This window comes from Blautia sp. MCC269 (assembly GCF_018785655.1).
GTDB lineage: Bacteria > Bacillota > Clostridia > Lachnospirales > Lachnospiraceae > Blautia_A.
The window spans coordinates 1-21,394 of the sequence record NZ_WQQE01000023.1 but is presented as its reverse complement, the minus strand read 5'-3'; the positions used below and the strand labels follow the sequence as shown (position 1 = coordinate 21,394).

Below are 21,394 nucleotides of genomic sequence, written 5' to 3'. Positions count from 1 at the left end.
CTTTTAAATACTTTCATTGAGTTATCGTAACTGTTCAGTACCCTCACAGTTACGAGTTATCTATAAAATAAAATATCAAACCATATAATTTTTGTATTACAATATTGATTACAATATTTCAATTTTGTCCTTGTTTTTATAAATAGAACACCTTATAATTAGTATTACATCCATTTCAAAGAGAGTTTAAAAGTACGGTTTTACCTGGAGGAGTCTTCCATGATTACTGATTTAAAGGCATTTTGTGAATTATTTTATGCATCAACCTCCATACCGATTGGCTATTACCACGCTTCACCCGACAATGACTGTTCCTTTCCTTCGATTTTGGAAGATCCGTCTGTTTTTAAAGGCATCCTGTCCGGTTTCCGACATTTCACAAAAAACCCGGACTATTTTATCTCGCAGTCCTTCGGCTATTATGGTTATATAAAGCCGGAGCATGCTGATTGCGTAATCATCATTGGCCCTGTATTCAGCACACCTATTTCAGATCTTACACTTCGCACTTTCATGCAGGAATGGGCAATCAGTCAGGAACACAAACCGGATATACTCCAATTTCTGGTCAATATTCCTCAGATTTCCTTTAACCAGTTTCTCCAGACACTTGCCTGGCTTCACCTGTGTTTCAACGATGAATATATTTCTGTTGGACAGCATTTTAATCTGGAAAACACAAGCAGCATCAGCGAGTTTTCCAATGTACATTCCAATCAGGTGATGAATGCAAAGGAAGAACAGCATTTTCATAATACCTACCAGTTTGAACAGAAACTTCTGCAGTATATTCAAAATGGAGACGTCGAAAAAATGAAAACATTGTTAAACACCCCCTCCGAATTATCGGGTGGTCTTATGGCTGACAACTCCCTCCGGCAGGAAAAGAATGTTTTCATTACAACTGTTGCAATTGTTACAAGAAGTGCCATTGCCGGAGGAATGGATATGGAACAGGCTTACCAGCTTGCCGATGTATATATCCGTGAATGTGAAAAGCTGCAGAATATTTCCCACATTGAAACCTTGTCTTATTCTATGCTGATTGATTTTACGGAACGGGTTTCGCAAAATAAAATTCCTCAGGGAATGTCTCTGGAAATATTTGAGTGTATTCAGTTTATTACTCACCACATCAACGAATCCATTCAGGTTGGCGATGTAGCTGAGCATATCGGAAGAAGCCGCTCTTATTTGACAAACAAGTTCAAAAAAGAGCTCGGCTTCGATGTCTGCAGCTTCATTATGCGGTGTAAGCTGGAAGAGGCAAAAAGTCTCCTGACATATTCGGATAAGACATTAAGCGAAATCAGTAACTATCTTTGTTTTTCCAGTCAGTCTTACTTTCAGACTGTATTTAAGAAAAAATATGGTCTGACTCCGACACAGTATCGGAATCAGACCCACAAAATCTACTAATATATCAGGCGGGGCATCTTTCTATTTGATGTTCAGAACGAGTTTTTCTTCTGCAAAATTTACCGCTGAAATGGTTACGACTGCCTTCCCCGAACATTTTGCAGCCCGGATTACTGCCATTACACTGCCGTCATAGGTATTCCATGTATGAGACTGGTAACTTCCTTCGCAGCTCGGGTCTGCACTTCCGAATCCCTGCAATGCAGCACATCCCTCTACTTTAATTGTAACTGCTGCACTTTCCCGACGATTGAAATTTCCTGCTGCGTCTTCCAGTCTGATTTTTACGAAAGTAAGACTTTCTCCGTCAGCAGGAAGTTCATTCCGGTCGGCTTCAACCTTAAGCTTCACCGCTTTCCCTGCTGTCTGTAAGACAGCCCGGCCTGCCTCCACTCCGTTCAGATAACTGACTGCCTCTAGCTTTCCCGGATGATAAGGTACCTCATACGTCACAACATATACTCCGCCAATCGACTTTCGTCCCAGACTTTCCCCATTCAAGAACAGTTCTGCCTCATCTGCATTGGCATAAACATCCACACTTGCTGTTTCCCCTTCATATCCCGGCCATGTCCAGCTTGCAAGGTTATCCTTCCACATCCACGGTGTTTTTCCGACTTCAATTCCTGCCTTATCCATCCGAAGTACACCGATAGATGGTGCATGGCCAATTCCAAATACTGCCTGCCGTAGATAACTGATTGGTTTACGATCACCAAGAATATCAATGTCACCGATACCTGCCAGTCTGTCCGGCCAATGCGCTGAAAAATTCACTCCTCCATTATAATGGAATATACCGCATCCGGCCTCTCCCAGATAATCATATCCGGTCCATGTAAAGTCTCCTAACACATGTGGATTGCGCTTTACGATATCCCACAAATGAACAATGTCCGCCGGAAAAGTCTCTGTGCCAAGCACAACCCGATTCGGATGACGTATGTGATCTTCTTCATGTAATGCCGTCAGATAATTATATCCGGCAATGTCATTTGCCGCAGCAAATTCTCCTATCATTTCTTCCAGAATCGGACTGGTGGCAATCGCATCTGCCAGCGGTCCCACCATAACCTCAGCCATCCCATTGATTTCATCTGCGCCTCCACGCTTCTGCTCATCCGGCTGCTGCATCGCTTCAAGCTGCTCCGGAGTCATCCCTGTAGCCTGGCACATAATTTCGCCCATTCGGTCATTTCCTGCCATCAGACCATTGATTCCGTTCGTCGTATAGCGTGTGGCATCCAGCCGTTTCATTTCTGCATGAATCCTCCGATTCCATTCTGCCCCTTTTTGAGTGCCCGCCTCCGGAATCTCATTTCCGGTCGAGTACAAAATCACGCATGGATGATTATAGTCTTTTTCCACCATGTCCCACACATCCTGCTTCCAATGTGTCGGAAAATAATTTGCATAGTCATGGGGATTCTTTGTCCGAGTCCACATATCACTCAGTTCATCCATCACCAACACGCCCAGCTTATCACAGGCATCCAGCATTGCCTTACTCATCGGATGATGTGCACTTCGAAGAGCGTTAAATCCGGCTTCCTTCATCTGGCGGCAACGCCGATACTCCGCATCTGGAAATGTTGCCGCTCCGATAATCCCATTATCATGGTGAATACAAGTCCCCCTCAGTTTCGTTGGTTTACCGTTCACCAACAGACCATGTTTTGCATTCAGCCGAAGTGTACGGATTCCTGTTGAAATATTTACACTGTCTATCGGATTTTCATCCTCAGAAATTGTAATCCGGCAGGAGTATAGATTTGGTGTTTCATCACTCCACAATGCAGGATGCTCTACAAGCAAACACTGACAGCACATCTGCGTGCTTTCTCCAAAAACAGTTACCGGTATGTGCTCTGCGGCTGCTTCTGCCCCATTCGGTCCGGTCAATGTAATTTCCACCTGTACCGTTTCGGAAACCATTCCCCGATTACAGATTGGAACCTCTACTTCCACGACTGCCGCCTCACAGTCAGCTTCTCTTGTTGTAACACGCACCCCCTGGGCAGGAATATGCACAGTCTTTCCCACCCATGCATACACAGAACGGTATAACCCCGCACCACTATACCAGCGGCTGGACTGCTCTATACTGCATACTTCTACTTTCAGTTCATTTTCCTGGCCATACTTCAGATAACCGCTGACGTCTGCAAAAATACCTGTATATGGATTCACATGCTCTGTTACAAGATCCCCGTTCATATAAATACGGCAGGTATCTGCAACACCTTCAAATTCCAAAACAACTGTACATCCCCTCCACGCTTCCGGAATCTCCCACTTTTTCATGTATGTATATTCACCGCCCGGATAAAATCCTGTCTGATGTGCATTCGCAGTTGCCGGAGTTCTTTCCTGATAAATCATGGCATCATGGGGCAAATCAATATTTTCTATATTTCCTGCGTCTCCCATCATTAACTCCATCATTGTTATGGTTCCTTTGGCAAACTGCCAATTCTTGTTTAAAGATATTTTTTTCATTCGGACCTCCCTAATGCAGCTTGTTCATTTTTTTACTATTCTAACAGTTGAAGAGTATTCCGTATTATAAATATAAATTTATTATTATAATTTTGTAACACAATTTTTCAAATTATTCTTGACAAATCTCTTTTTGTGCGTATGATTACAATTAAAAGTTCTTTTTAGAACTGTTTTATTTAAAACTGTTCTGTGATACATTTTGGTTGAACTCAATCGAATCATTCTGTATCTGAACACAAAAGGAGTTTTGGATAATGAATTCAACCCATTTTCTTGTACAATTCCGGCAACTGAACAAACTGTACGAATGTATGCTGAAAGAAATATGCAGACGGCATAAGCTGACATTGATTGAGACAACGATCATCAGTTTTCTCTATAATAATCCGGGTCGTGACACAGCTGCTGACATCGTAGAACTACGGATGCTTTCCAAGGGAAATGTCTCTCAGGCTGTAGAACTGCTGATTCAAAAATCTTTACTGAAACGGATTCCGGATGAAAATGACCGGCGAAGGATTCATCTTGAGCTGCTTCCGGATGCAATTCCAATCACGAATGAGATTGATACGATAAAGGAGACATTCCGTACAGAGCTTTTCCATGGTTTTTCCAAAGAAGAGGAAGAGCAGCTGGAATTTTTGAACCGGAAACTGATGGAAAATGCAAAAAATGCATTCAAAATGCAGCAACAGAACTCAGACAAATAATTTGTAAAGGAAGAATGAGAAATGAACGAGAACAAGAATTTTTTAGGAACCGAACCTATCGGTAAATTGTTATTGCGTCTGGCACTGCCTACCGTTGCAGCACAGATGATCAACATGCTTTACAATATCGTAGACCGTATCTACATTGGTCACATTCCAAATGTAGGTGCTCTTGCACTGACCGGCGTAGGTGTTTGTATGCCACTGATCATGATCGTAGCGGCATTCGCTGCCCTTGTCGGAAACGGTGGGGCCCCGCGCGCATCTATTTTCATGGGACAGAGAGATACAGAGTCTGCTGAGAAAACCCTCGGCAACTGTTTTCTCACACAGCTCATCATATCTGCGATCCTTACTATCGTGCTTCTGATTGGAAACCGGACTTTCCTGCTTTCTTTTGGAGCAAGTGAGAACACGATTGAATATGCTGTTTCCTATATGAACATTTACGCTATCGGAACGCTTTTTGTACAACTCACACTTGGAATGAACGCGTTTATCACAGCTCAGGGATTTGCCAAAACCGGTATGCTCTCCGTATTGATCGGTGCTGTTACCAATATTATCCTGGATCCGATCTTCATCTTTGGATTTGGACTCGGAGTCCGCGGTGCTGCCCTTGCCACTGTTATTTCTCAGGCCTGCTCCTGCATCTGGGTTCTGACGTTCCTGTTTGGAAAAAAGACAACATTGAAACTGAAAGTTTGCAATATGAAACTTCAGTCTAAGATTATCCTGCCTTCACTCGCTCTCGGTTCTTCCATCTTTGTGATGCAGGCAAGTGAAAGTATCATCTCCGTTTGTTTCAACTCTTCTCTTTTGAAATACGGTGGAGATATCGCAGTTGGTGCAATGACAATCCTGACAAGTGTTATGCAGTTTGCCATGCTTCCGCTGCAGGGAGTCGGACAAGGTTCACAGCCGATCATCAGCTACAACTACGGAGCCAAAAATGTGGATCGTGTCAAATCTGCCTTTAAACTTCTTTTGAAGGTCAGTCTGACATACTCCGTTTTCCTGTGGCTCTGCGTCATGATCTTCCCGCAGGTATTTGCAGGAATGTTCACCTCCGATGCCACATTGCTTGCATTTACTGCAAAAGCGCTGCGCATCTATCTGGCATGTCTGTTTATGTTCGGTATCCAGATTGCCTGCCAGATGACATTTACATCTATCGGAAGAGCTAAAGCATCGATCATCGTTGCAGTTATGAGAAAATTCATCCTTCTCATTCCGTTGATCTACATCATGCCGGCAATCTTACATAGCAACCAGACAATGGCTGTGTATATGGCTGAGCCGATTGCAGACTTCTTGGCGGTCACATTCACTGCAGTACTGTTCTTCTTCGAATTCCGAAAAGCACTGCGGGAGTTGTTTGTTAAATAATTTTTGAGTTAGGAAATTTAATAATGCCTGACACCTGGTGGTCCTAGAAAAATACCGGGACAGAGGAAACTTGAATCCCCTGTTCCGGTATTTTTTTGTAGATCTGTATGTTTATTCTGCTGCGTTTAGCGCTGCAACAAGCTGGTTCAGTGCTTCCTTTGTCACTCCCGGTACAAAACTCAGCATCTGTCTGAGCGGCATGGCTTCCATCATTGCCGCCATCATTTCGTCGTTGATCACTCCGGAATCATCCTGCATCTGTTCCTCTGTACTCTCGCCGTCCATTCCTTCCATTTCACCCATTGCCTGTTCCAATATGGCTTTTCCTTTCGGGTCTGCCATGATTTCTCCCATTGTGGAATTGAGGGTATACACTTTCGGCAGGACGGTTTCTGATTCTACCTGTACTTCCTCTGACAGAAGCACTTCCTGTGCATTCCGGCAAATCTGGATTTCATAGGCTCCGGTCTCCACATGCCAGTCATGGATTTCCGTATTCCAGTATGCATAGGCTCTGCTGTCAAGTTCAAAGGTGACGGTTTTTGTCTCACCCGGTGCAAGTTCTGTTTTTTCAAATGCTTTTAACTCCCGTACCGGGCGGATGATTGTTCCGCCCTTCGGCGCTACGTAAAGCTGTACGACTTCCTTTCCTGTACATGCGCCTGTATTTGTTACGTCTACGGATACCAGCAGTTTTTCACTTTCCTTAAACTCCTTTTTGTCCACCGTAAGATTGCCGTAAGAAAAGGTCGTATAAGACAATCCGTATCCGAACGGGAACAGGACTTCCATTTCTTTGGATGTGTAATAGCGGTATCCCACAAATACGCCCTCTGAATAAACCGATTTGTCATGTTCTCCGCCGTAATTCAAATAGCACGGCGTATCCTGTATCCGAAGTGGGAATGTTTCCGCCAATCGTCCGCTTGGATTTGCATTTCCGTAAAGCACATTGACCACTGCGCCGCCCACAGCCTGTCCGCCCAGGTAGGCTTCCAGCACGGCTTTTACTTTTCCGAGCCACGGCATTTCTATCGGAGCGCCGTTGTGAAGCACAACTATGGTGTTCGGCTGTGCTTCCGCCACCGCTTCAATCAGTGCGTTCTGGCAGTTCGGCATCCCAAGATGCTTCCGGTCATACCCTTCGGATTCAAAGCTGTCCGGCAGTCCGGCAAAGATTACCGCCACATCCGCATTAGCAGCAGCCTCTACGGCTTTTGCAGCCAATGCTTCATCCACTTTATCCTCAACATCATCAAAGCCTTTGGCAAATGTGATGTTTTCCTTTTTTACAGTTGCGAGAAATTCTACGGCGTCCATTGCAGATTCTGTTTTAAAGCTGTTGATGTGGGAACTTCCGCCGCCCTGATAGCGTGGTTCCTCGGCGTATTTGCCGATAAAAGCCACCTTTTTGTCTGCGGACAACGGGAGAAGCGCATCCTCATTTTTCAGAAGCACAATACACTCCTCTTCGATTTCCCGGGCTGTCTCATGGTCTTTTTCATGCTGAAATACCGCGTTTTTGTCTCTGTTTTCCTCATATTTGAAAATAACATTCAAATATTCTTCACAGGACTTGTCCAGTACAGATTCATCCAGTGTTCCGTCCTGTACTGCGGCAACAATTTCCACATCCGTAGCGCCTTCACAGGACGGCATTTCCAGATTGCAGCCTGCTTTCAGAGCTTCCACACGGTCATTCATCGCACCCCAGTCTGTCATTACATAGCCGTCAAATCCCCATTCCTTGCGGAGCACATCTGTGAGCATTTCTTTATTTTCACAAAGGTATGTGCCGTTCAGCTTGTTGTATGCGTTCATAATGGTCCACGGCTTTTCCTTCTTTACCATTCCTTCAAAAGAAGCAAGGTAAATTTCACGCATGGTGCGTTCATCCATTTCTGAAGAGCTTGTTAAGCGGTGATATTCCTGGTTATTTGCCATAAAATGCTTCGGACTTGTTCCGATATGTTTGCTCTGGACGCCGTGGACAAGCGCACCTGCCATTTCCGTTGACACAAGTGGGTCCTCTGAATAGTATTCAAAATTACGTCCGCACAGCGGGGAACGCTTAATGTTCATAGCCGGGCCTAAGATTGTGCTTACATTTTCTGCCTGACACTCTTCCCCCAGTGTTTCTCCAAGTTTTGTCACCAGCTCACGGTTAAAGCTGGATGCGGTTGCACATCCCGCTGGAAAGCAAACAGCCTGAATGCTGTCGTTGATTCCCAAATGGTCTGCTTTATCGTCCTGCTTGCGGAGTCCGTGAGGTCCGTCTGAGACCATTTCCGAAGGGATTCCGAGACGTTCCACTCCTTTTGTGTGCCAGAAATCAAGCCCGGAACACAAAGATGCTTTCTCCTCCAGAGTCATTCTGGAGACCAATTCTTTTATTTTTGCTGTTTCCATGTTTCATCCTCCTGCCAATCTTTCTCTTTTGGATAAAGATAGCATATATTTTTCTTTTCGTATTATAGTTTTGAGTTATTTATTGTAAAAATAGGTTTGCATTTCCTTTACTGAATGGTCACGGAATGCAGTACCACATCTCCTTTACAGGTTACTTTGATTTCATAGGTTCCCGGCTCTGCTTCCGTGTATATTCCAGGATTTCGGGTCGCATTTGGCATTATCAATAATTATCCCCTGATAAGTAAATGGCCCTAACGGACTTTTCGACGTTGCATAGGCAAGGCAGGTCAGTTTTTTATCCCGGTACACACACGGATATACATAATAATAAATGCCGTTTCGCTTCCGCATGGAGCTTCTGATGATAAGCGTGATTATGAACTGTATTTGCGGATAGGCTGGAGCCCTGACAACTGATATATTCATAGCATAATGATATGGACAGGACATTTATTTAGTCCCGTCCTTCTTATATGTTGTATCACGTTTTAATCAGTACTATAATAAAGAAAACTTGAATTTGAAAGAGTGTTTGCAATGAATGAAAAGATATATAAAACGCAAAGTGGATGTATTCATTATTGGATAAATCTGGGACAAGATCCAGAAAAAGCAACCTTGATTTTCCTTCCAGGTTTAACTGCCGACCATAGACTATTTGATAAACAAATTGAATTCTTTGAAGGCATATATAATGTTTTTGTATGGGATGCACCTGGTCATGCAAAATCCTGGCCGTTTGAATTTAATTTTTCTTTGTCGGATAAAGCGAAATGGCTTGATGATATTTTGAGCTTGGAAAACATTCGGTATCCAGTGATTATAGGACAATCCATGGGAGGTTATGTTGGTCAAGCGTATGCAGAATTATTTCCCAACAAGCTGAAAGGATTTATTTCTATTGATTCTGCTCCTTTACAAAGAAAATATGTAACAGGAATCGAGCTGTGGCTTCTGAAAAAAATGGAGCCAGTATATAGATACTATCCTTGGAAATCATTATTGAAAACGGGAACAAATGGTGTGGCTACATCCGAATATGGTAGAAAATTAATGCATGATATTATGATGATCTACGATGGTGACCAAAAAAGATATGCCAAAATCGCAGGTCATGGTTTTAGAATATTGGCAGAAGCAATGGAAACTAATCTTCCATACAGGATAAACTGTCCGGCTCAACTGATATGTGGAGAAAAAGATCATGCCGGTTCTTGTATTCGTTACAATAATGCATGGCATAAAAATACTGGAATTCCTATTGCATGGATTAAAAATGCAGGACATAATTCAAATACCGATGCACCGGAGGAAGTGAATTCGTGAATAGAAAAACTGATAAATAAGATATGATGAATCGTAGGAAAATCGCAGTTTGTCGTAAACATTTACATACTATTGTTTAGAAAAAAACAGTTCCGTTTATCCCCTCGAATTTCTCCTATAAGTGAAGGAACAATTTCTAACTTTATGACAGGGTTACATGCCCTGTCATTTTTATGGTCATTTTTAGAAAATCTGTTCCCGAATCACAAGATTATATAGCAGTGACCCTGTATGATAGAATAAATTCATCCATAGATGCCCGGTCACAGAGGTATTGCTACCTCGGAAAGGAGATTTTATGAAGAGACCGGACAACAACAAAATAACAGCACTTTACAAAAGACTGTCACGAGATGATGAACTGAATGGGGACAGCAACAGCATTGTAAACCAGAAGAAAATGCTTGAAAAGTATGCCAAAGAACAGGGGTTTACGAACCTTGCACACTATACCGACGATGGATATAGCGGTACTAACTTTGACAGACCGGATTGGAAGCGGTTGACTGCCGACATTGAAGAAGGAAAAATCGGATGTGTTATCGTCAAGGATATGAGTCGAATCGGCAGAAATTATCTGGAAGTAGGCTTTTATACGGAGGTTTTATTCCGAGAAAAAGGCGTCCGCTTTATTGCCATTTCCAATGGTGTTGACAGCACACATTCTGAATCCAATGAATTTGCACCATTCTTAAACATTATGAATGAATGGTATGTGCGTGATACCAGCAGAAAAATCAAGTCTGTACTTCGCAACAAGGGTATGGAAGGCAAACATCTGACTTCTAATGCCATCTACGGATACAAAAAAGACCCGGAAGATAACAACCACTGGCTTGTTGATGAAGAAGCCGCTGCTGTGGTAAGACGTATTTTCCAGTTAATTATTGAAGGGAATGGACCGATGCAGGTTGCCAGAATACTCACAAACGAAAAGGTTGAGCGTCCATCCTACTATCTTGCGAAGACAAGCATTCCCAATATACTAATCCGGAGGACTGGATGATATTCAGAGATACGCAGGAAGCTATTGTTGATGAAGACACCTGGTATGTGGTTCAGAAAATCAGAGAGACCAAGCACCGCCCAATAGCACAGGGCAAAGCAAATCCGTTAACCGGACTCATGTTTTGCGCAGATTGTGGTGGTGAATTTATAAAATTTATCGCAACGGTTTTTAAGTTTTTGCTTCTTGATTACTTAACGGCGGAAAAAGAATGTTTTCACATAGGGCTGTTGTTTACATGTCATTTTTTTGTTTTTTTAATTCTATACCCACCAGTACAACAGATAGCATAAACGCTGAAAAATCAGCAACAGGTCCCGCAAGCAATACTCCCATAATTCCGAAACGAAGCGGGAGCAGCAGGGTAAGCGGAATCAACACAAAGGTCTGCCTTGTTAATGCCAACAGAGCACCTTTTAACGATTTTCCTATTGCGGTAAAAAAACTGGAAGAAAGCAACTGCACACCATTTACCAACACCATGAAAAGATAGGTACGCATGAACAAAACAGCAAATTCAAAATACAGCTCGTTCCCATCTCCGAATAGCGAAATGATAGATTGCGGGAAAAATTGAAATGCGATGAAAGCAATTGTGGAAACAACAAGGTTCCATTTTACCGCAAGCAGGTAAGCCTCCCGTACACGATGGTATTGCCTTGCCCCATAGTTGAAGCCGATAATCGGCTGTGTTCCCTGCGAGATTCCTACAACAATCGCAAGGATTATGGCATTTGTTTTCATAACGATTCCGCAAGCAGCTAAGGGAATATCTGTTCCATATTTTGTTAATGCGCCGTAATAAGTCAACGAATTGTACTGAATGATTTGAATCACGGTAACTGCAATCTGGTTTGAGCTGCTGCTGATTCCCATGCTGCAAATTTTCATACTTTCTTTGATGTCCAATAAAAACGACTCTTTTTCAAAATGGATTGTTTGGAAACGCCATAGATAACGGAGTGCGAGTATGAAGGAAAAAATTTGCCCAATAACTGTTGCCCAAGCTGCGCCGGCAATCCCCCAATCGCAAGCAAAAATAAAAATAGGGTCAAGAATGGTATTGATAATAGCTCCCATAACCATGCAAACCATTGAATACTTTGGTTTTCCATCTGCTCGAATCAAATTGCTCATACCATTCGTTACAATAAGAAACGGCATTCCAATCAATGTTATGCTAGCATACTGCTTTGCATATGGAAATACATCTGTCGTTGCCCCAAATGCCTTTAGGAGCAAAGACAGAAAAGCTTCACCAACCAATAAATAAATAATTCCGAAAATCCCCATCAGAACAATACCATTTCCCGCTGCTTTGGCGGCAGCTTTCGGCTCTTTGCGTCCAAGACAGAGGGAAACACGGGAAGCACTGCCAATTCCAACCAGCAGTGCAATAGCAAGGCAGATGGTAGAGAACGGGTAGGCAACATTGGTTGCTGCATTTCCCAGATAACCGACCCCTTGACCAATAAAAATCTGATCCACAATATTGTAGATTGAGCCGACAAGAGACGCCATAATACTGGGAATGGCAAAATCTTTCAACAGTTTTGAAATTTTTTCATATCCTAGGGGATTCTCAGTCATTAAATTCATCCCCCTTTCTTTCTATACGGAGTTCCGCTGTAATATTTTCACCTGCCTGAATCAGCAAATCAATAAAGAGGTTTTTATCGGATTCCCTGAAGCCTTGCAATAAAAGAGCTTCTGTCTTTTCACATACCGTCTGTATCTCATCAATTACAGACAGCGCACGTTCCGTAGGATACAGCTTACACGTCCGCTTATCCTTATCATTTGGGGAACGCATAATCATTCCCTGCTTTTCTAATGCCGCAACTGTCCGTACAATATTGCTCGGATGAACATAAAACATATCCATTAAAGAATCCTGTAAAATGCCAGGCGAACGACAGATTTTAATCAAAAACATATATTGGCTGTTGTTGATTCCAAAGGGGGCAAGCTGTTTATCCAAATAGATTTTGTAAAATCGGTCTGTTACTGAAAGCCATTTTAATAGTTTCATAGATATATTCCTCCTAACCACCAGTATTATAATACAATATGCGTGCGCACGCAACTACTTTTAACATTATATCTGCCGCTTTGTCCTCCTAAACACAAATCAATTCTACATCTATAATCTCTACTGCTCTGCTACGAATATTATTCATTTTCCTAACCCATTCCATCTGATCCTGCATCTTCAGTTTTTCTGTCACGCCCCACTGCTCAGCCATCTGTTCCACCAGCATTTCAACTTTTTCTCTCGCTTCTTTATCGACCTGATTCAAATGCTCCGTCAATTTCCCGGTCAGTACCAGATATTGATACCTGGCACTCCTGTGTTCCTTCAGAAACTGTTTTCGCATTATTCCATATTTCCCATATGTGGGTTCTTCCTCATTGATTTCCAGATCCGGCAGATAATAATCTCCATGCAGTGTGTAGTTCAGTCCGTTCTTTTCATCATAAATCTGTTTCTTCATATTCTTACAACTCCATTTCTCTATATTTTGTTTTGTTCTTCTTTATCTGTACATTGTGTTCTTCACTTCGTTCTCTTGCCCATTGTATACGGTCGCCTATTTTTTCGGCATTTGTTCTTTCTGCTTTTTCGCTTCAAGTTCCGCCTGCATCCGGATATCGTCCTGCACCAGTCTTTCTACCATATCTTTCCCCAGCATACGTAAAAGTCGATTGTATCTGTCTGCAAATCCCTGCAATATTTCTTTCTCACCGGATAATTTCTGATAATCCTTCTGAACTTCTGCCAGTTCCTTTTTAGTGTTCTCGTGCTCCTGCTTTTTCTTCTGAAACTTACTTTTCCACTTATCTCTTTCTCTGGTAAGTTCTTTAACCTGTGCAGCCATCGCACCAATTTTATTCTTCATTTCAATGAACAAGGGTTTTATTTTCTTATCCCGATAAGTTACCGCACGTTCCAATGCTGTAGCTTCCGGCAAAAATGTTTTGATCATTCCATATTCTTTTATTTCCTTACTGACATTATCCATCACCGGTTGCAGGAATTCTCTTCTGTCCTCCAGTTTTTTCAATTCCGTTTCTGCGTTCTCGGCACGTTTTTCTGCTATTTCTTTATCTTTCTGGAACTGAATTTTTTCTTCTTCCAGTAGTTTAATATCTGCCCTTGCGTCCGCAATCTGAGAAATCAATCCTTCGTTCTCTGCTGTCAGATTTTCTTTTTCCTGCTCCAGTTCCTGCACTTCCTTTTTACGTTCCTTTTTCTTGAAATTATAAACGTCCAGATGCTCTTCATGTGTACCTTTCTGTTCCCATTCAATTCCACGTTGCATTGCGATTTCTGCCAGCACTTCTTTTTCATGATTTATCCACTGATTCAGTTCTGTATCATGCTTATTTCCGCCTTGAAATCCAAGACTTTTTAATGCCTGCTTCAGTGAAACTCTAGTATCCATTCCTTTTCCCTTCCAGTTGGTCACATAAGGGACAAAATCGATATGCAGATGTGGAGTAGCTTCGTCCTGATGCAGATAGCAACTAAATACCCGAAGTGTCGGATTCCGCTTCTGGAAATCTTTCATATATTCGTCCAATACCTTTACAGCCAGATTTCCTTCTGTTGTTCCCACTGCCATATCCTCTCGATTTCCAATCTGGAATATCACTTCATGGAACAACTTTTCCTGTTTGCTCTGTCGGATTTTTTCATAATAATTTGCAATCTGCCGGTCCTTTCTTTTCCCGACATTGTATCTCTCCGTAGCATCGTCAAACAGTTCCTTATAAACTTCTTTCAGATTCTCATTCTTATAACAAATGTTCAATTGCACTCTGTCCGGATCTACATTTTCTGCTACAAAATCCCGTCTGTTATGAGCCAGTGAACCGGCTCCGATCATGCCACTGATTGTCCGTTTCATCATAAATTTTCTCACCTCTTTTCTACTCGAGTGCCAGACATGGCACATAATTTTTATTTACGCCAGTTATGGCGATATTTAAGAAATTTTCGCCGGATACGATATTTAGGAACCTTCTCGAACATTAGTAGTTCGAGAAGTATCGGGGACAAGCCCCTCTTTTGTTACTTTTGTCAAAAGTAACGCAAAAGCACTTTCGACAGCCGTACCGTCCATCAAAAGTCCCCTTGCGCCCTGCCGGGGGCATAACGTCCTTATGGACGTCTGTTCTGCACCGACCGAAGTGAATCATAGATCTGTTTATTCTGGTATCCTCGCCTGCACATATTCCAAATCTCCACAATAAGGTGTTCCCACCAGATACCATTCTCTTGCCAGATTCATCTCCATTCTGGTCTGTACCCATTCATCATCTACCAGCACTTCCAGTCCTTCTCCGCAGTGAAATCCTGTATCAATCCATAAATCTGATGATAATAATCCATATCTTCCATTGCTGCTGTTATATCCTAATCTTCCCTGTTTCATCATTTTCTGCTCCTTTCCAGTCTGTAAACGAAATTTGTAAACGGAGTTCAAAAGATTTTAAAAGTTAACGTTTTAAGTTTTTTCTTCAAGTTCCGTTTACATCGTTTACAATAATCTTTACTCAAACGGTATTTCCAACTGTTCCGGTACTTCTATAAATCCGTCTTTATCTTTCTTCACCGAATCTTTCATCCGTTTCCATGACCGCTGTATTCCATATTCCTTTCCGAATCGATGTGTACCATGTGGTTTCCAGCCTACAATCGCATTGTTCATAATATTGGCAATTTCTTTACCTTCCCACTGTTTCATTTCTCCGGTTCGATGTAGCGCTTCATCGAACAGAATTCTTGTACATACATAATCGTCATCGTAGTCATCAAGAAATTCCTGTATGATTCCGGCATTGGTATCTTCCGGCATAAATTCTTTCTGCAGACGCTTTGCCTCTTCCTCAATTTCCTTTGTAAATCCTAAGAACACATTTCCCTGTCGATACAGTACCATTGCCTCTGCCCAAGCCTGTTCGATATAGGCTTTGCTCTCTGCCTCATTGTCCAGAATATGAACTTCTGCTTTCGACATATCTGTCATCACCGGAGCAAATCTTCTGTTTCCGGTTCTGTCCAGCGGAAGGAAATTCAAATCATTTGAAGTACCGCAAAATACACACTGTCTCGGTCTGTCTTCCGGGTGAACTTCATAAGGTACTTTATAAGTTTCTTTCTGTCTGCTCAGAAACGATTTTATCTGTTCAATATTCTTTGCTGTGATAGTTGCCTTCATTTCTCCCATTTCGATAATCCAGTGATTTTGCAGTTTTCTGTAAATATTTTCATCATCCAAATGATCCAGATTGTCGCTGAACCATTCTTCTTTTATCGCTAGATATTTGAAAAATGTGGACTTTCCGGCTCCCTGACTCCCAACCAAACACAACATAATATCATATTTTATTCCCGGTTCATAAATTCTTGAAATCGCTGCCAGCATGTGCATTTTCATTACTCCGATTGTATATTTGCTCTTTTCTGCTCCCAGAAAATGTGGAAGCATATTTTCTATTCTTGGAATTCCGTCCCAGACCAGACTCTCCAGATAATCTCTAATTGGGTGATATTTATTTTCATTGGAAACAATATCTATTCCTGCTTTGATCACACGCTCACTTGTCAGTTCATAATTTTCTTCCAGATACATCTTCAAATTATTTTCATCAGTATCTGTAACCGTAGGACTGTTATTCCTCCGCTCCCAGGGAACCTCTTTTACAATGTCCATCCTTCCAGAAAGTTCATTTCGTTTAATCGCTTTTTTCAATACCGGATCATTTTGAAGTACGGTTACACAATTTCTAATTGTCTGCTTTGTTCTTCCTTTATCCGTATGCTCCAACATATTATTGACATCTTCTGTTGTAAGCATTTCCTCGTTCACAATATCTTCTAATTCCATCAAGGACTTCTCGCTGATATTCGTTAATTCTTTCTTCAATTTTTTCAACCTCCCTTCTCTTCATCTTGAAAAACTCTACAATCTCTTCTCCTGTTCCAAACATCAGCACGTCCAGATAGTCATTTATCTTTCTTTCATTTGCCAATGCCTCCGTAAATAATTCGTGCCACTCTTCATCTGGTTCTGGTTTGTAAATCTCTTTCCAGAACTGAATCCATTTCAGATATCTGATCAGCACGTCTGTTGCATGTTTCAACCACTGCTCCAGTTTTTCTCTGATCATCACAACTTTAGGTTTCTTTGATATCAAAGTATTCCTGCTTTGGTGCATCCTTTTGTATTTGTTTCTGTCTTCGATTTTTATATCCAGTCCAAAATCTTCTATCATCTTTTTCGCAGCTTCATACTGTGATATTCCAAATAACCTTGCTGTAAAATCTATCGCATCACCGCCCACTCCACATGCAAAGCAGTGATATATTTTATCGGCCTTCATACTTGGGTGTCGGTCTTTATGAAACGGACAACACGCCATTCCATTTCTTTTTACTTTAATCCCGTAATGCTCCGCAGCCTGTCTGGCTGTCACACATTCTTTTACCTGTTCAAATAATGTCACTTCTACCTCCTGCCCCTCCGGACAAGTCTCTGATGAACAGATATTCGGGAATTGTTGTATCGTTCAATTCGTGATATACTGAATCTGCCAAGATGATATATCAGTGAATCTGATTATCAGAGAACTTGCTCAGATATTTTGTCTGGGCTTTTTCTTTTTGTCTGTTAGTAGCCATAGTTCCACTCCTTATACGAATCTCCTTGTTGGGATAATGATAATTTCAAATTTGCTTCCATCCTCTAATTCAAGAAGAATCGCATAATCCGAATCTCGATCCGGTAAAATGGAACTTATCTTCAGCTTCTTACTATAATTGAGCGTATCAAATATTTTTCTGACTACTTTCTTTGTTTTCATGTGTCTTTTCCTCCATATTTAACGTTTGTTGTCCAACATCTCAGCTACCTTTTTTTGCTGTGACGGATACAGGTGACCATAAGTGTTTAATGTCATCTGAATATCTTTGTGCCCCAGTCTTTCCTTGATGATCAGTGGCTCTACACCCTGATAAATCAGATATGCTACATGGCTGTGACGGATATCATGCACTCTGATTGGTTTTACACCGGTCAATGCTTCATACTTCTTAAGCCGTTTCTGCAGTGTTCTCGCCACAATCGGAAATAACCGCTGATTTTCCGGAAATCCATAATGCTTCTTCGCATACTCCTGCACCTCTTCTTTAAGAAAATTAGGAATATCAATGGTACGGACTGAATTTTCTGTTTTTGGAGTATCAATCACATCTCTTTTCCTGATCCGGTTATAAGTCTTATTGATATGCAAAAGATTACCACTCATATCAAAGTCTGAAAGACTCAATGCCAGAAGTTCTCCTTCCCTGATTCCTGTCCAGAACAGGATTTCAAATATCAGATAATCCTCACTCTCTGGCTCAATCCCGGCGATAAAGCTGTCATATTCTGCTTTCGTCCAAAATTCCAGCTTATTAGCATCCGATTTCCCCATCTTTTTTACTTTCTTACATGGATTTTCCTTCAGATTGTAAATTTTCTGTGCATGATTAAACAGTGCATTTAACTGATTCTGAATCATACGCTCATAAGTCTTGCTGCAACCTTTTTCCTGAATGGTGTTCTGCCACTGGATAATCTCTGCCGGTGTGATCTCATTCATTTTTCTTGTTCCAAAATACGGAACAATGTGCTTGTTCATCATGTGCTGCTTGTTACGGATTGAATTTTCTTTCAGTTCATTCTTTTTATCTTCAAAATAGACTTGAATAAAACTGTTCATCTCCATTTTCATATCCGCTGCAGTCTTTCTTATGAATTCCTTTTCATAATTCAATGCTTCTTTCTTTGTCTTGAACCCTCTTTTCAGCTTCTGCGTTTTCTTACCTGTCCAGTCAATATAGCGGAAGCTCACATACCAGGTTCCCTGTGTTTTGTCCTTGTAAGCTGACATCTTAAAACCTCCTTCACACTGCTCTCTGAGAGCATCCATAAAATTTTGTTTCCCAGTAGGGACGTGGAATCTTTCCACGAACTGCCACATATCCTTCCTTTGCCAGTTCATCATTAAGCTGCTTCAGAATGGAATATGCTTTACTGCGTTTCACGCCTAATTCTTCCATGACATCATCAACAGTCATCATATAATTAGTTCTCATAGCGTCCTCCTTTCCAGTCACTTTTGTGACTCTTTCGTTGTTCTCTTATAATAATTCACTTTTGTGAATTTGTCAATAAACATTTGCGAATTTATTTTTTCCATTCCATACCTATTGCTTGCGTATCGGCAATTTGTTAAATCTCACTCTTTTGTATCATTCACTTTTGTGCTAGAATAGAAGCACAAATATTATTAAGGAGGCAGCATTATGGTTGGCAAAAAAATCCGGGCATTCCGGGAATTTAGAGGATACAGTCAGATACAGTTAGCCGAGCTGTCCGGCATTAACGTAGGAACAATCAGAAAATATGAACTGGGAATCCGGAATCCGAAACCGGATCAGTTAGAAAAGATTGCAACTGCACTGGGATTAAATGTAAGTGTTTTTCTGGATTTTAATATTGAAACAGTCGGAGATGTACTCTCTCTGTTGTTTTCTATTGATGATTCGGTGAACCTCTCACTTGCTGAAACACCTGAGCAGAAGGTTGCACTGACATTCGAAAATCCTACAATGCAGGACTTTTTCAGGAAATGGTGTCAATTTAAAAATGTCTATGAAAAGGAAAAAGCTGAAATATTAGCTATTGAAGATGAAGATAAAAGACAGGCAGAACTGGATAAACTGAACGCTACCCAGGAAGAATGGAAATTGCGTGCTATGGGAACAACGATAGGGTGTCACACTATTGTTAAGAAGGGCACAGATGGTAATGACATTAAGACATATGATCTGACTTAATCCACACCCATATCTGTGATATATGAACAAATCCACTGTATCTGTTATCAAATTGGTGAAAATTTCATATTTTGTTATCATTCTGTTATCACAAACGGTTGTTAGGATAATCTCCCGGCAACCGTTTTTCTTTATCATTCGTTATTCTTTTCCGACTTATTTAACTTTTTTAAGCAACAGAAAAACCCGTAGAACCGAAGTTCTACGGGTATCTTACATTTGGACACAACGTTATCTTGCGATAACAAATCTATTTTCAGATTGTATTACTCGATGATTGTAGCAACACGTCCTGATCCTACAGTACGTCCACCTTCACGTTTGTGAGGTTCTTAAAATCTCATTATTTTCTGTGATTTTCGTGTCTTTATTGTCCTGTGTTATAGGATTTCTACGCTATATTTCTGTTCTCTTCATTTTTTAGTATCAAAATGGTATCACAGCCAGATTTTCATGAGCTGTCAACTTTCCGGTTGCAGATTCCCACCTTGACTGTTATAATCGAAACATGGGTGCTATCATAACGGTAGGCGGTTAGTCCTTCAGCAGAGGGACTGTGACCCTCTGATTACATAGAAACTCGAAAGAGAATCCACTGGAAAGGAGGGCTAAGCCATGAGTATTGTTGATTTTATAGCAGTAGTGAGCTTCGGCTTAACCTGCTTTGGTCTTGGATATACCTTTGGCAAGGATAATAATAAACCACAAAAATAGCCGCCCTGGTCTGGTAAACTAAGCGGCAATTTTTGTCAAAACATATATCGGACTAACCGTCTATCGGTAGCACTCTTTTTCTATAATCATATTAGCACGCATGTGTGAAAATGTCAAAAATTTTCTTCATTCTCTTGGTTATTAATCTTCTTAATCAGCTGTACTGCCTTCTCTGCATCATCGGTTTTCACGAATATATCCACACCATATATTCCAAATCCAGGTGCTCCATGCATTGCAACATTCGCACCTGCTTCCTGTGAAAAAGCTGCTATTCCATTTTGCTTTAACATTTCTACAAGTTGTTCTGTCTCTACTATATTCTGTGCATTATAAATTTTTGTCCATTCTACCTTAGATAGGGAAATTTCCTTTTTCTCCTGAACATTTGACAAATTCTGGTTTCTTTTTCGATTAATAAATGCCAAGAGCCTAAGAATAATAAATGCCACAATAGTAATACCAATCAGAAATCCCAATGCTAATCGTGTTATCTGTGTTTCTGTAGCTCCCATTCTGAATAAGCATACACCATAGATGACTGTAAAAATTCCTGCACATATCACACTGGTGAGAAAATCTCTCCATATAGTAGCACTTTTTGGCAAACATTTATCCCATATTCCATTGTACACCATAATAGAGGCGTACAGGATTCCTCCTACCAAAGCAGTTGCTGTCTCTCCTAAAACCAAGCGAATATCCACAGTTAATAACATCTGAATAATAATCGCTAACACACTAATCACAAACATTGATGCAAATGCAAGATTTCCAGCCTTTAATGCTTTTTGTTTCACCCATCCTTCATACACCGCAACTTTGTCCAGTGTTTCTTTCATCTCTTTATTCATAGTCTGGCTCCTTTCTCCATCCAGGAGCTCTCTCATCTCAACATCGTAGTATTCAGCAAGTTGAACAAGTATACTGAGATCTGGCATATTTATTCCCGTCTCCCTTAATTAAAGATATTGTTGGGTAAAAAAGAAAGGTCAGTCGATTTTGCCGATGAAGCGGTAGTAGATT

18 protein-coding genes and 1 pseudogene are annotated in these 21,394 nt (G+C 41.2%); 6 read left to right on the top strand and 13 right to left on the bottom strand.

All coding sequences use genetic code 11. The features are described from left to right. Nucleotides 1-219 precede the first annotated feature (219 nt). On the top strand, nt 220-1,419 hold the full coding sequence (locus GPK88_RS08385) for a helix-turn-helix domain-containing protein (RefSeq protein WP_117943789.1): 1,200 nt from the start codon (nt 220-222) through the stop codon (nt 1,417-1,419). 21 nt (nt 1,420-1,440) lie between these two features. Here GPK88_RS08385 and GPK88_RS08380 read toward each other — a convergent pair whose 3' ends face one another. Continuing rightward, nucleotides 1,441-3,918 carry a glycoside hydrolase family 2 protein gene (locus GPK88_RS08380; RefSeq protein ID WP_117998137.1) on the bottom strand — a complete coding sequence of 826 codons (2,478 nt, stop codon included), beginning with the start codon at nt 3,916-3,918 and terminating at the stop codon, nt 1,441-1,443. A gap of 314 nt (nt 3,919-4,232) precedes the next feature. Here GPK88_RS08380 and GPK88_RS08375 point away from each other — a divergent pair, with 314 nt between their 5' ends. Together GPK88_RS08375 and GPK88_RS08370 are read left to right on the top strand one after the other, a co-directional pair. Then, nucleotides 4,233-4,631, top strand: a complete 399-nt coding sequence (locus GPK88_RS08375) for a MarR family winged helix-turn-helix transcriptional regulator (RefSeq protein WP_252197721.1) — start codon at nt 4,233-4,235, stop codon at nt 4,629-4,631. Between the two features lie 21 nt (nt 4,632-4,652). Beyond that, nucleotides 4,653-6,020 carry an MATE family efflux transporter gene (locus GPK88_RS08370; RefSeq protein ID WP_117943786.1) on the top strand — a complete coding sequence of 456 codons (1,368 nt, stop codon included), beginning with the start codon at nt 4,653-4,655 and terminating at the stop codon, nt 6,018-6,020. A 111-nt stretch (nt 6,021-6,131) separates the two neighbouring features. On the opposite strand, the gene GPK88_RS08365 is transcribed toward GPK88_RS08370, so the two are convergent. Next, nucleotides 6,132-8,429, bottom strand: coding sequence for a glycoside hydrolase family 3 C-terminal domain-containing protein (locus GPK88_RS08365; RefSeq protein WP_117943785.1), 2,298 nt, complete (start codon nt 8,427-8,429; stop codon nt 6,132-6,134). Between the two features lie 540 nt (nt 8,430-8,969). On the opposite strand from GPK88_RS08365, the gene GPK88_RS08360 reads away from it, so the two are divergent. Both GPK88_RS08360 and GPK88_RS08355 read left to right on the top strand, forming a co-directional pair. Then, entirely contained in the window at nt 8,970-9,758 is a 789-nt protein-coding gene (locus GPK88_RS08360) for an alpha/beta fold hydrolase (RefSeq protein WP_215707684.1), read from the top strand. Between the two features lie 298 nt (nt 9,759-10,056). After that, nucleotides 10,057-10,904: pseudogene (locus GPK88_RS08355) on the top strand (recombinase family protein); the annotation flags it as partial. 94 nt (nt 10,905-10,998) lie between these two features. On the opposite strand, the gene GPK88_RS08350 reads toward GPK88_RS08355, so the two are convergent. The 10 genes from GPK88_RS08350 to GPK88_RS08305 form a co-directional block, all read right to left on the bottom strand. Continuing rightward, a complete protein-coding gene (locus tag GPK88_RS08350; RefSeq protein WP_330385184.1) occupies nt 10,999-12,354 on the bottom strand; it encodes an MATE family efflux transporter in 1,356 nt (451 codons plus the stop codon). Further along, nucleotides 12,347-12,796 carry a MarR family winged helix-turn-helix transcriptional regulator gene (locus GPK88_RS08345; RefSeq protein WP_055056235.1) on the bottom strand — a complete coding sequence of 150 codons (450 nt, stop codon included), beginning with the start codon at nt 12,794-12,796 and terminating at the stop codon, nt 12,347-12,349. Before GPK88_RS08345 ends, GPK88_RS08350 begins: the two co-directional genes overlap by 8 nt. 88 nt (nt 12,797-12,884) lie before the next feature. Further along, a complete protein-coding gene (locus GPK88_RS08340) occupies nt 12,885-13,259 on the bottom strand; it encodes a TnpV protein (protein ID WP_117998135.1) in 375 nt (124 codons plus the stop codon). Nucleotides 13,260-13,355: 96 nt separating this feature from the next. After that, nucleotides 13,356-14,678, bottom strand: a complete 1,323-nt coding sequence (locus GPK88_RS08335; RefSeq protein WP_275945171.1) for a plasmid recombination protein — start codon at nt 14,676-14,678, stop codon at nt 13,356-13,358. A gap of 297 nt (nt 14,679-14,975) precedes the next feature. Further along, entirely contained in the window at nt 14,976-15,203 is a 228-nt protein-coding gene (locus tag GPK88_RS08330; RefSeq protein ID WP_055066584.1) for a DUF5348 domain-containing protein, read from the bottom strand. A 117-nt stretch (nt 15,204-15,320) separates the two neighbouring features. Beyond that, on the bottom strand, nt 15,321-16,658 hold the full coding sequence (locus GPK88_RS08325) for a virulence-associated E family protein (protein WP_044925412.1): 1,338 nt from the start codon (nt 16,656-16,658) through the stop codon (nt 15,321-15,323). After that, the gene (locus GPK88_RS08320) at nt 16,603-17,247 is read right to left on the bottom strand and encodes a CHC2 zinc finger domain-containing protein (RefSeq protein WP_243005660.1); all 645 of its coding nucleotides are present in this window, start codon (nt 17,245-17,247) and stop codon (nt 16,603-16,605) included. Before GPK88_RS08320 ends, GPK88_RS08325 begins: the two co-directional genes overlap by 56 nt. A 216-nt stretch (nt 17,248-17,463) precedes the next feature. Beyond that, nucleotides 17,464-17,634, bottom strand: a complete 171-nt coding sequence (locus GPK88_RS08315; protein ID WP_165854697.1) for a hypothetical protein — start codon at nt 17,632-17,634, stop codon at nt 17,464-17,466. Nucleotides 17,635-17,652: 18 nt separating this feature from the next. Continuing rightward, the gene (locus GPK88_RS08310) at nt 17,653-18,705 is read right to left on the bottom strand and encodes a site-specific integrase (RefSeq protein ID WP_215707683.1); all 1,053 of its coding nucleotides are present in this window, start codon (nt 18,703-18,705) and stop codon (nt 17,653-17,655) included. A 13-nt stretch (nt 18,706-18,718) separates the two neighbouring features. Further along, a complete protein-coding gene (locus GPK88_RS08305; RefSeq protein WP_009243123.1) occupies nt 18,719-18,910 on the bottom strand; it encodes a helix-turn-helix domain-containing protein in 192 nt (63 codons plus the stop codon). Between the two features lie 210 nt (nt 18,911-19,120). On the opposite strand from GPK88_RS08305, the gene GPK88_RS08300 reads away from it, so the two are divergent. Continuing rightward, nucleotides 19,121-19,654 (top strand): helix-turn-helix domain-containing protein, encoded by a 534-nt coding sequence (locus GPK88_RS08300; RefSeq protein WP_173762049.1) that lies wholly within the window; start codon nt 19,121-19,123, stop codon nt 19,652-19,654. Nucleotides 19,655-20,481: 827 nt separating this feature from the next. Here GPK88_RS08300 and GPK88_RS08295 read toward each other — a convergent pair. Then, entirely contained in the window at nt 20,482-21,309 is an 828-nt protein-coding gene (locus GPK88_RS08295; RefSeq protein ID WP_252197719.1) for a putative signal transducing protein, read from the bottom strand. Between the last annotated feature and the right edge of the window lie 85 nt (nt 21,310-21,394).

Bases quoted from the DNA above. Each gene is read 5' to 3' on its own strand.
- GPK88_RS08385 (WP_117943789.1), top strand. From the start codon at position 220: ATGATTACTGATTTAAAGGCATTTTGTGAATTATTTTATGCATCAACC.
- GPK88_RS08380 (WP_117998137.1), bottom strand. From the start codon at position 3,918: ATGAAAAAAATATCTTTAAACAAGAATTGGCAGTTTGCCAAAGGAACC.
- GPK88_RS08375 (WP_252197721.1), top strand. From the start codon at position 4,233: ATGCTGAAAGAAATATGCAGACGGCATAAGCTGACATTGATTGAGACA.
- GPK88_RS08370 (WP_117943786.1), top strand. From the start codon at position 4,653: ATGAACGAGAACAAGAATTTTTTAGGAACCGAACCTATCGGTAAATTG.
- GPK88_RS08365 (WP_117943785.1), bottom strand. From the start codon at position 8,429: ATGGAAACAGCAAAAATAAAAGAATTGGTCTCCAGAATGACTCTGGAG.
- GPK88_RS08360 (WP_215707684.1), top strand. From the start codon at position 8,970: ATGAATGAAAAGATATATAAAACGCAAAGTGGATGTATTCATTATTGG.
- GPK88_RS08350 (WP_330385184.1), bottom strand. From the start codon at position 12,354: ATGACTGAGAATCCCCTAGGATATGAAAAAATTTCAAAACTGTTGAAA.
- GPK88_RS08345 (WP_055056235.1), bottom strand. From the start codon at position 12,796: ATGAAACTATTAAAATGGCTTTCAGTAACAGACCGATTTTACAAAATC.
- GPK88_RS08340 (WP_117998135.1), bottom strand. From the start codon at position 13,259: ATGAAGAAACAGATTTATGATGAAAAGAACGGACTGAACTACACACTG.
- GPK88_RS08335 (WP_275945171.1), bottom strand. From the start codon at position 14,678: ATGATGAAACGGACAATCAGTGGCATGATCGGAGCCGGTTCACTGGCT.
- GPK88_RS08330 (WP_055066584.1), bottom strand. From the start codon at position 15,203: ATGAAACAGGGAAGATTAGGATATAACAGCAGCAATGGAAGATATGGA.
- GPK88_RS08325 (WP_044925412.1), bottom strand. From the start codon at position 16,658: ATGGAATTAGAAGATATTGTGAACGAGGAAATGCTTACAACAGAAGAT.
- GPK88_RS08315 (WP_165854697.1), bottom strand. From the start codon at position 17,634: ATGAAAACAAAGAAAGTAGTCAGAAAAATATTTGATACGCTCAATTAT.
- GPK88_RS08310 (WP_215707683.1), bottom strand. From the start codon at position 18,705: ATGTCAGCTTACAAGGACAAAACACAGGGAACCTGGTATGTGAGCTTC.
- GPK88_RS08305 (WP_009243123.1), bottom strand. From the start codon at position 18,910: ATGAGAACTAATTATATGATGACTGTTGATGATGTCATGGAAGAATTA.
- GPK88_RS08300 (WP_173762049.1), top strand. From the start codon at position 19,121: ATGGTTGGCAAAAAAATCCGGGCATTCCGGGAATTTAGAGGATACAGT.
- GPK88_RS08295 (WP_252197719.1), bottom strand. From the start codon at position 21,309: ATGCCAGATCTCAGTATACTTGTTCAACTTGCTGAATACTACGATGTT.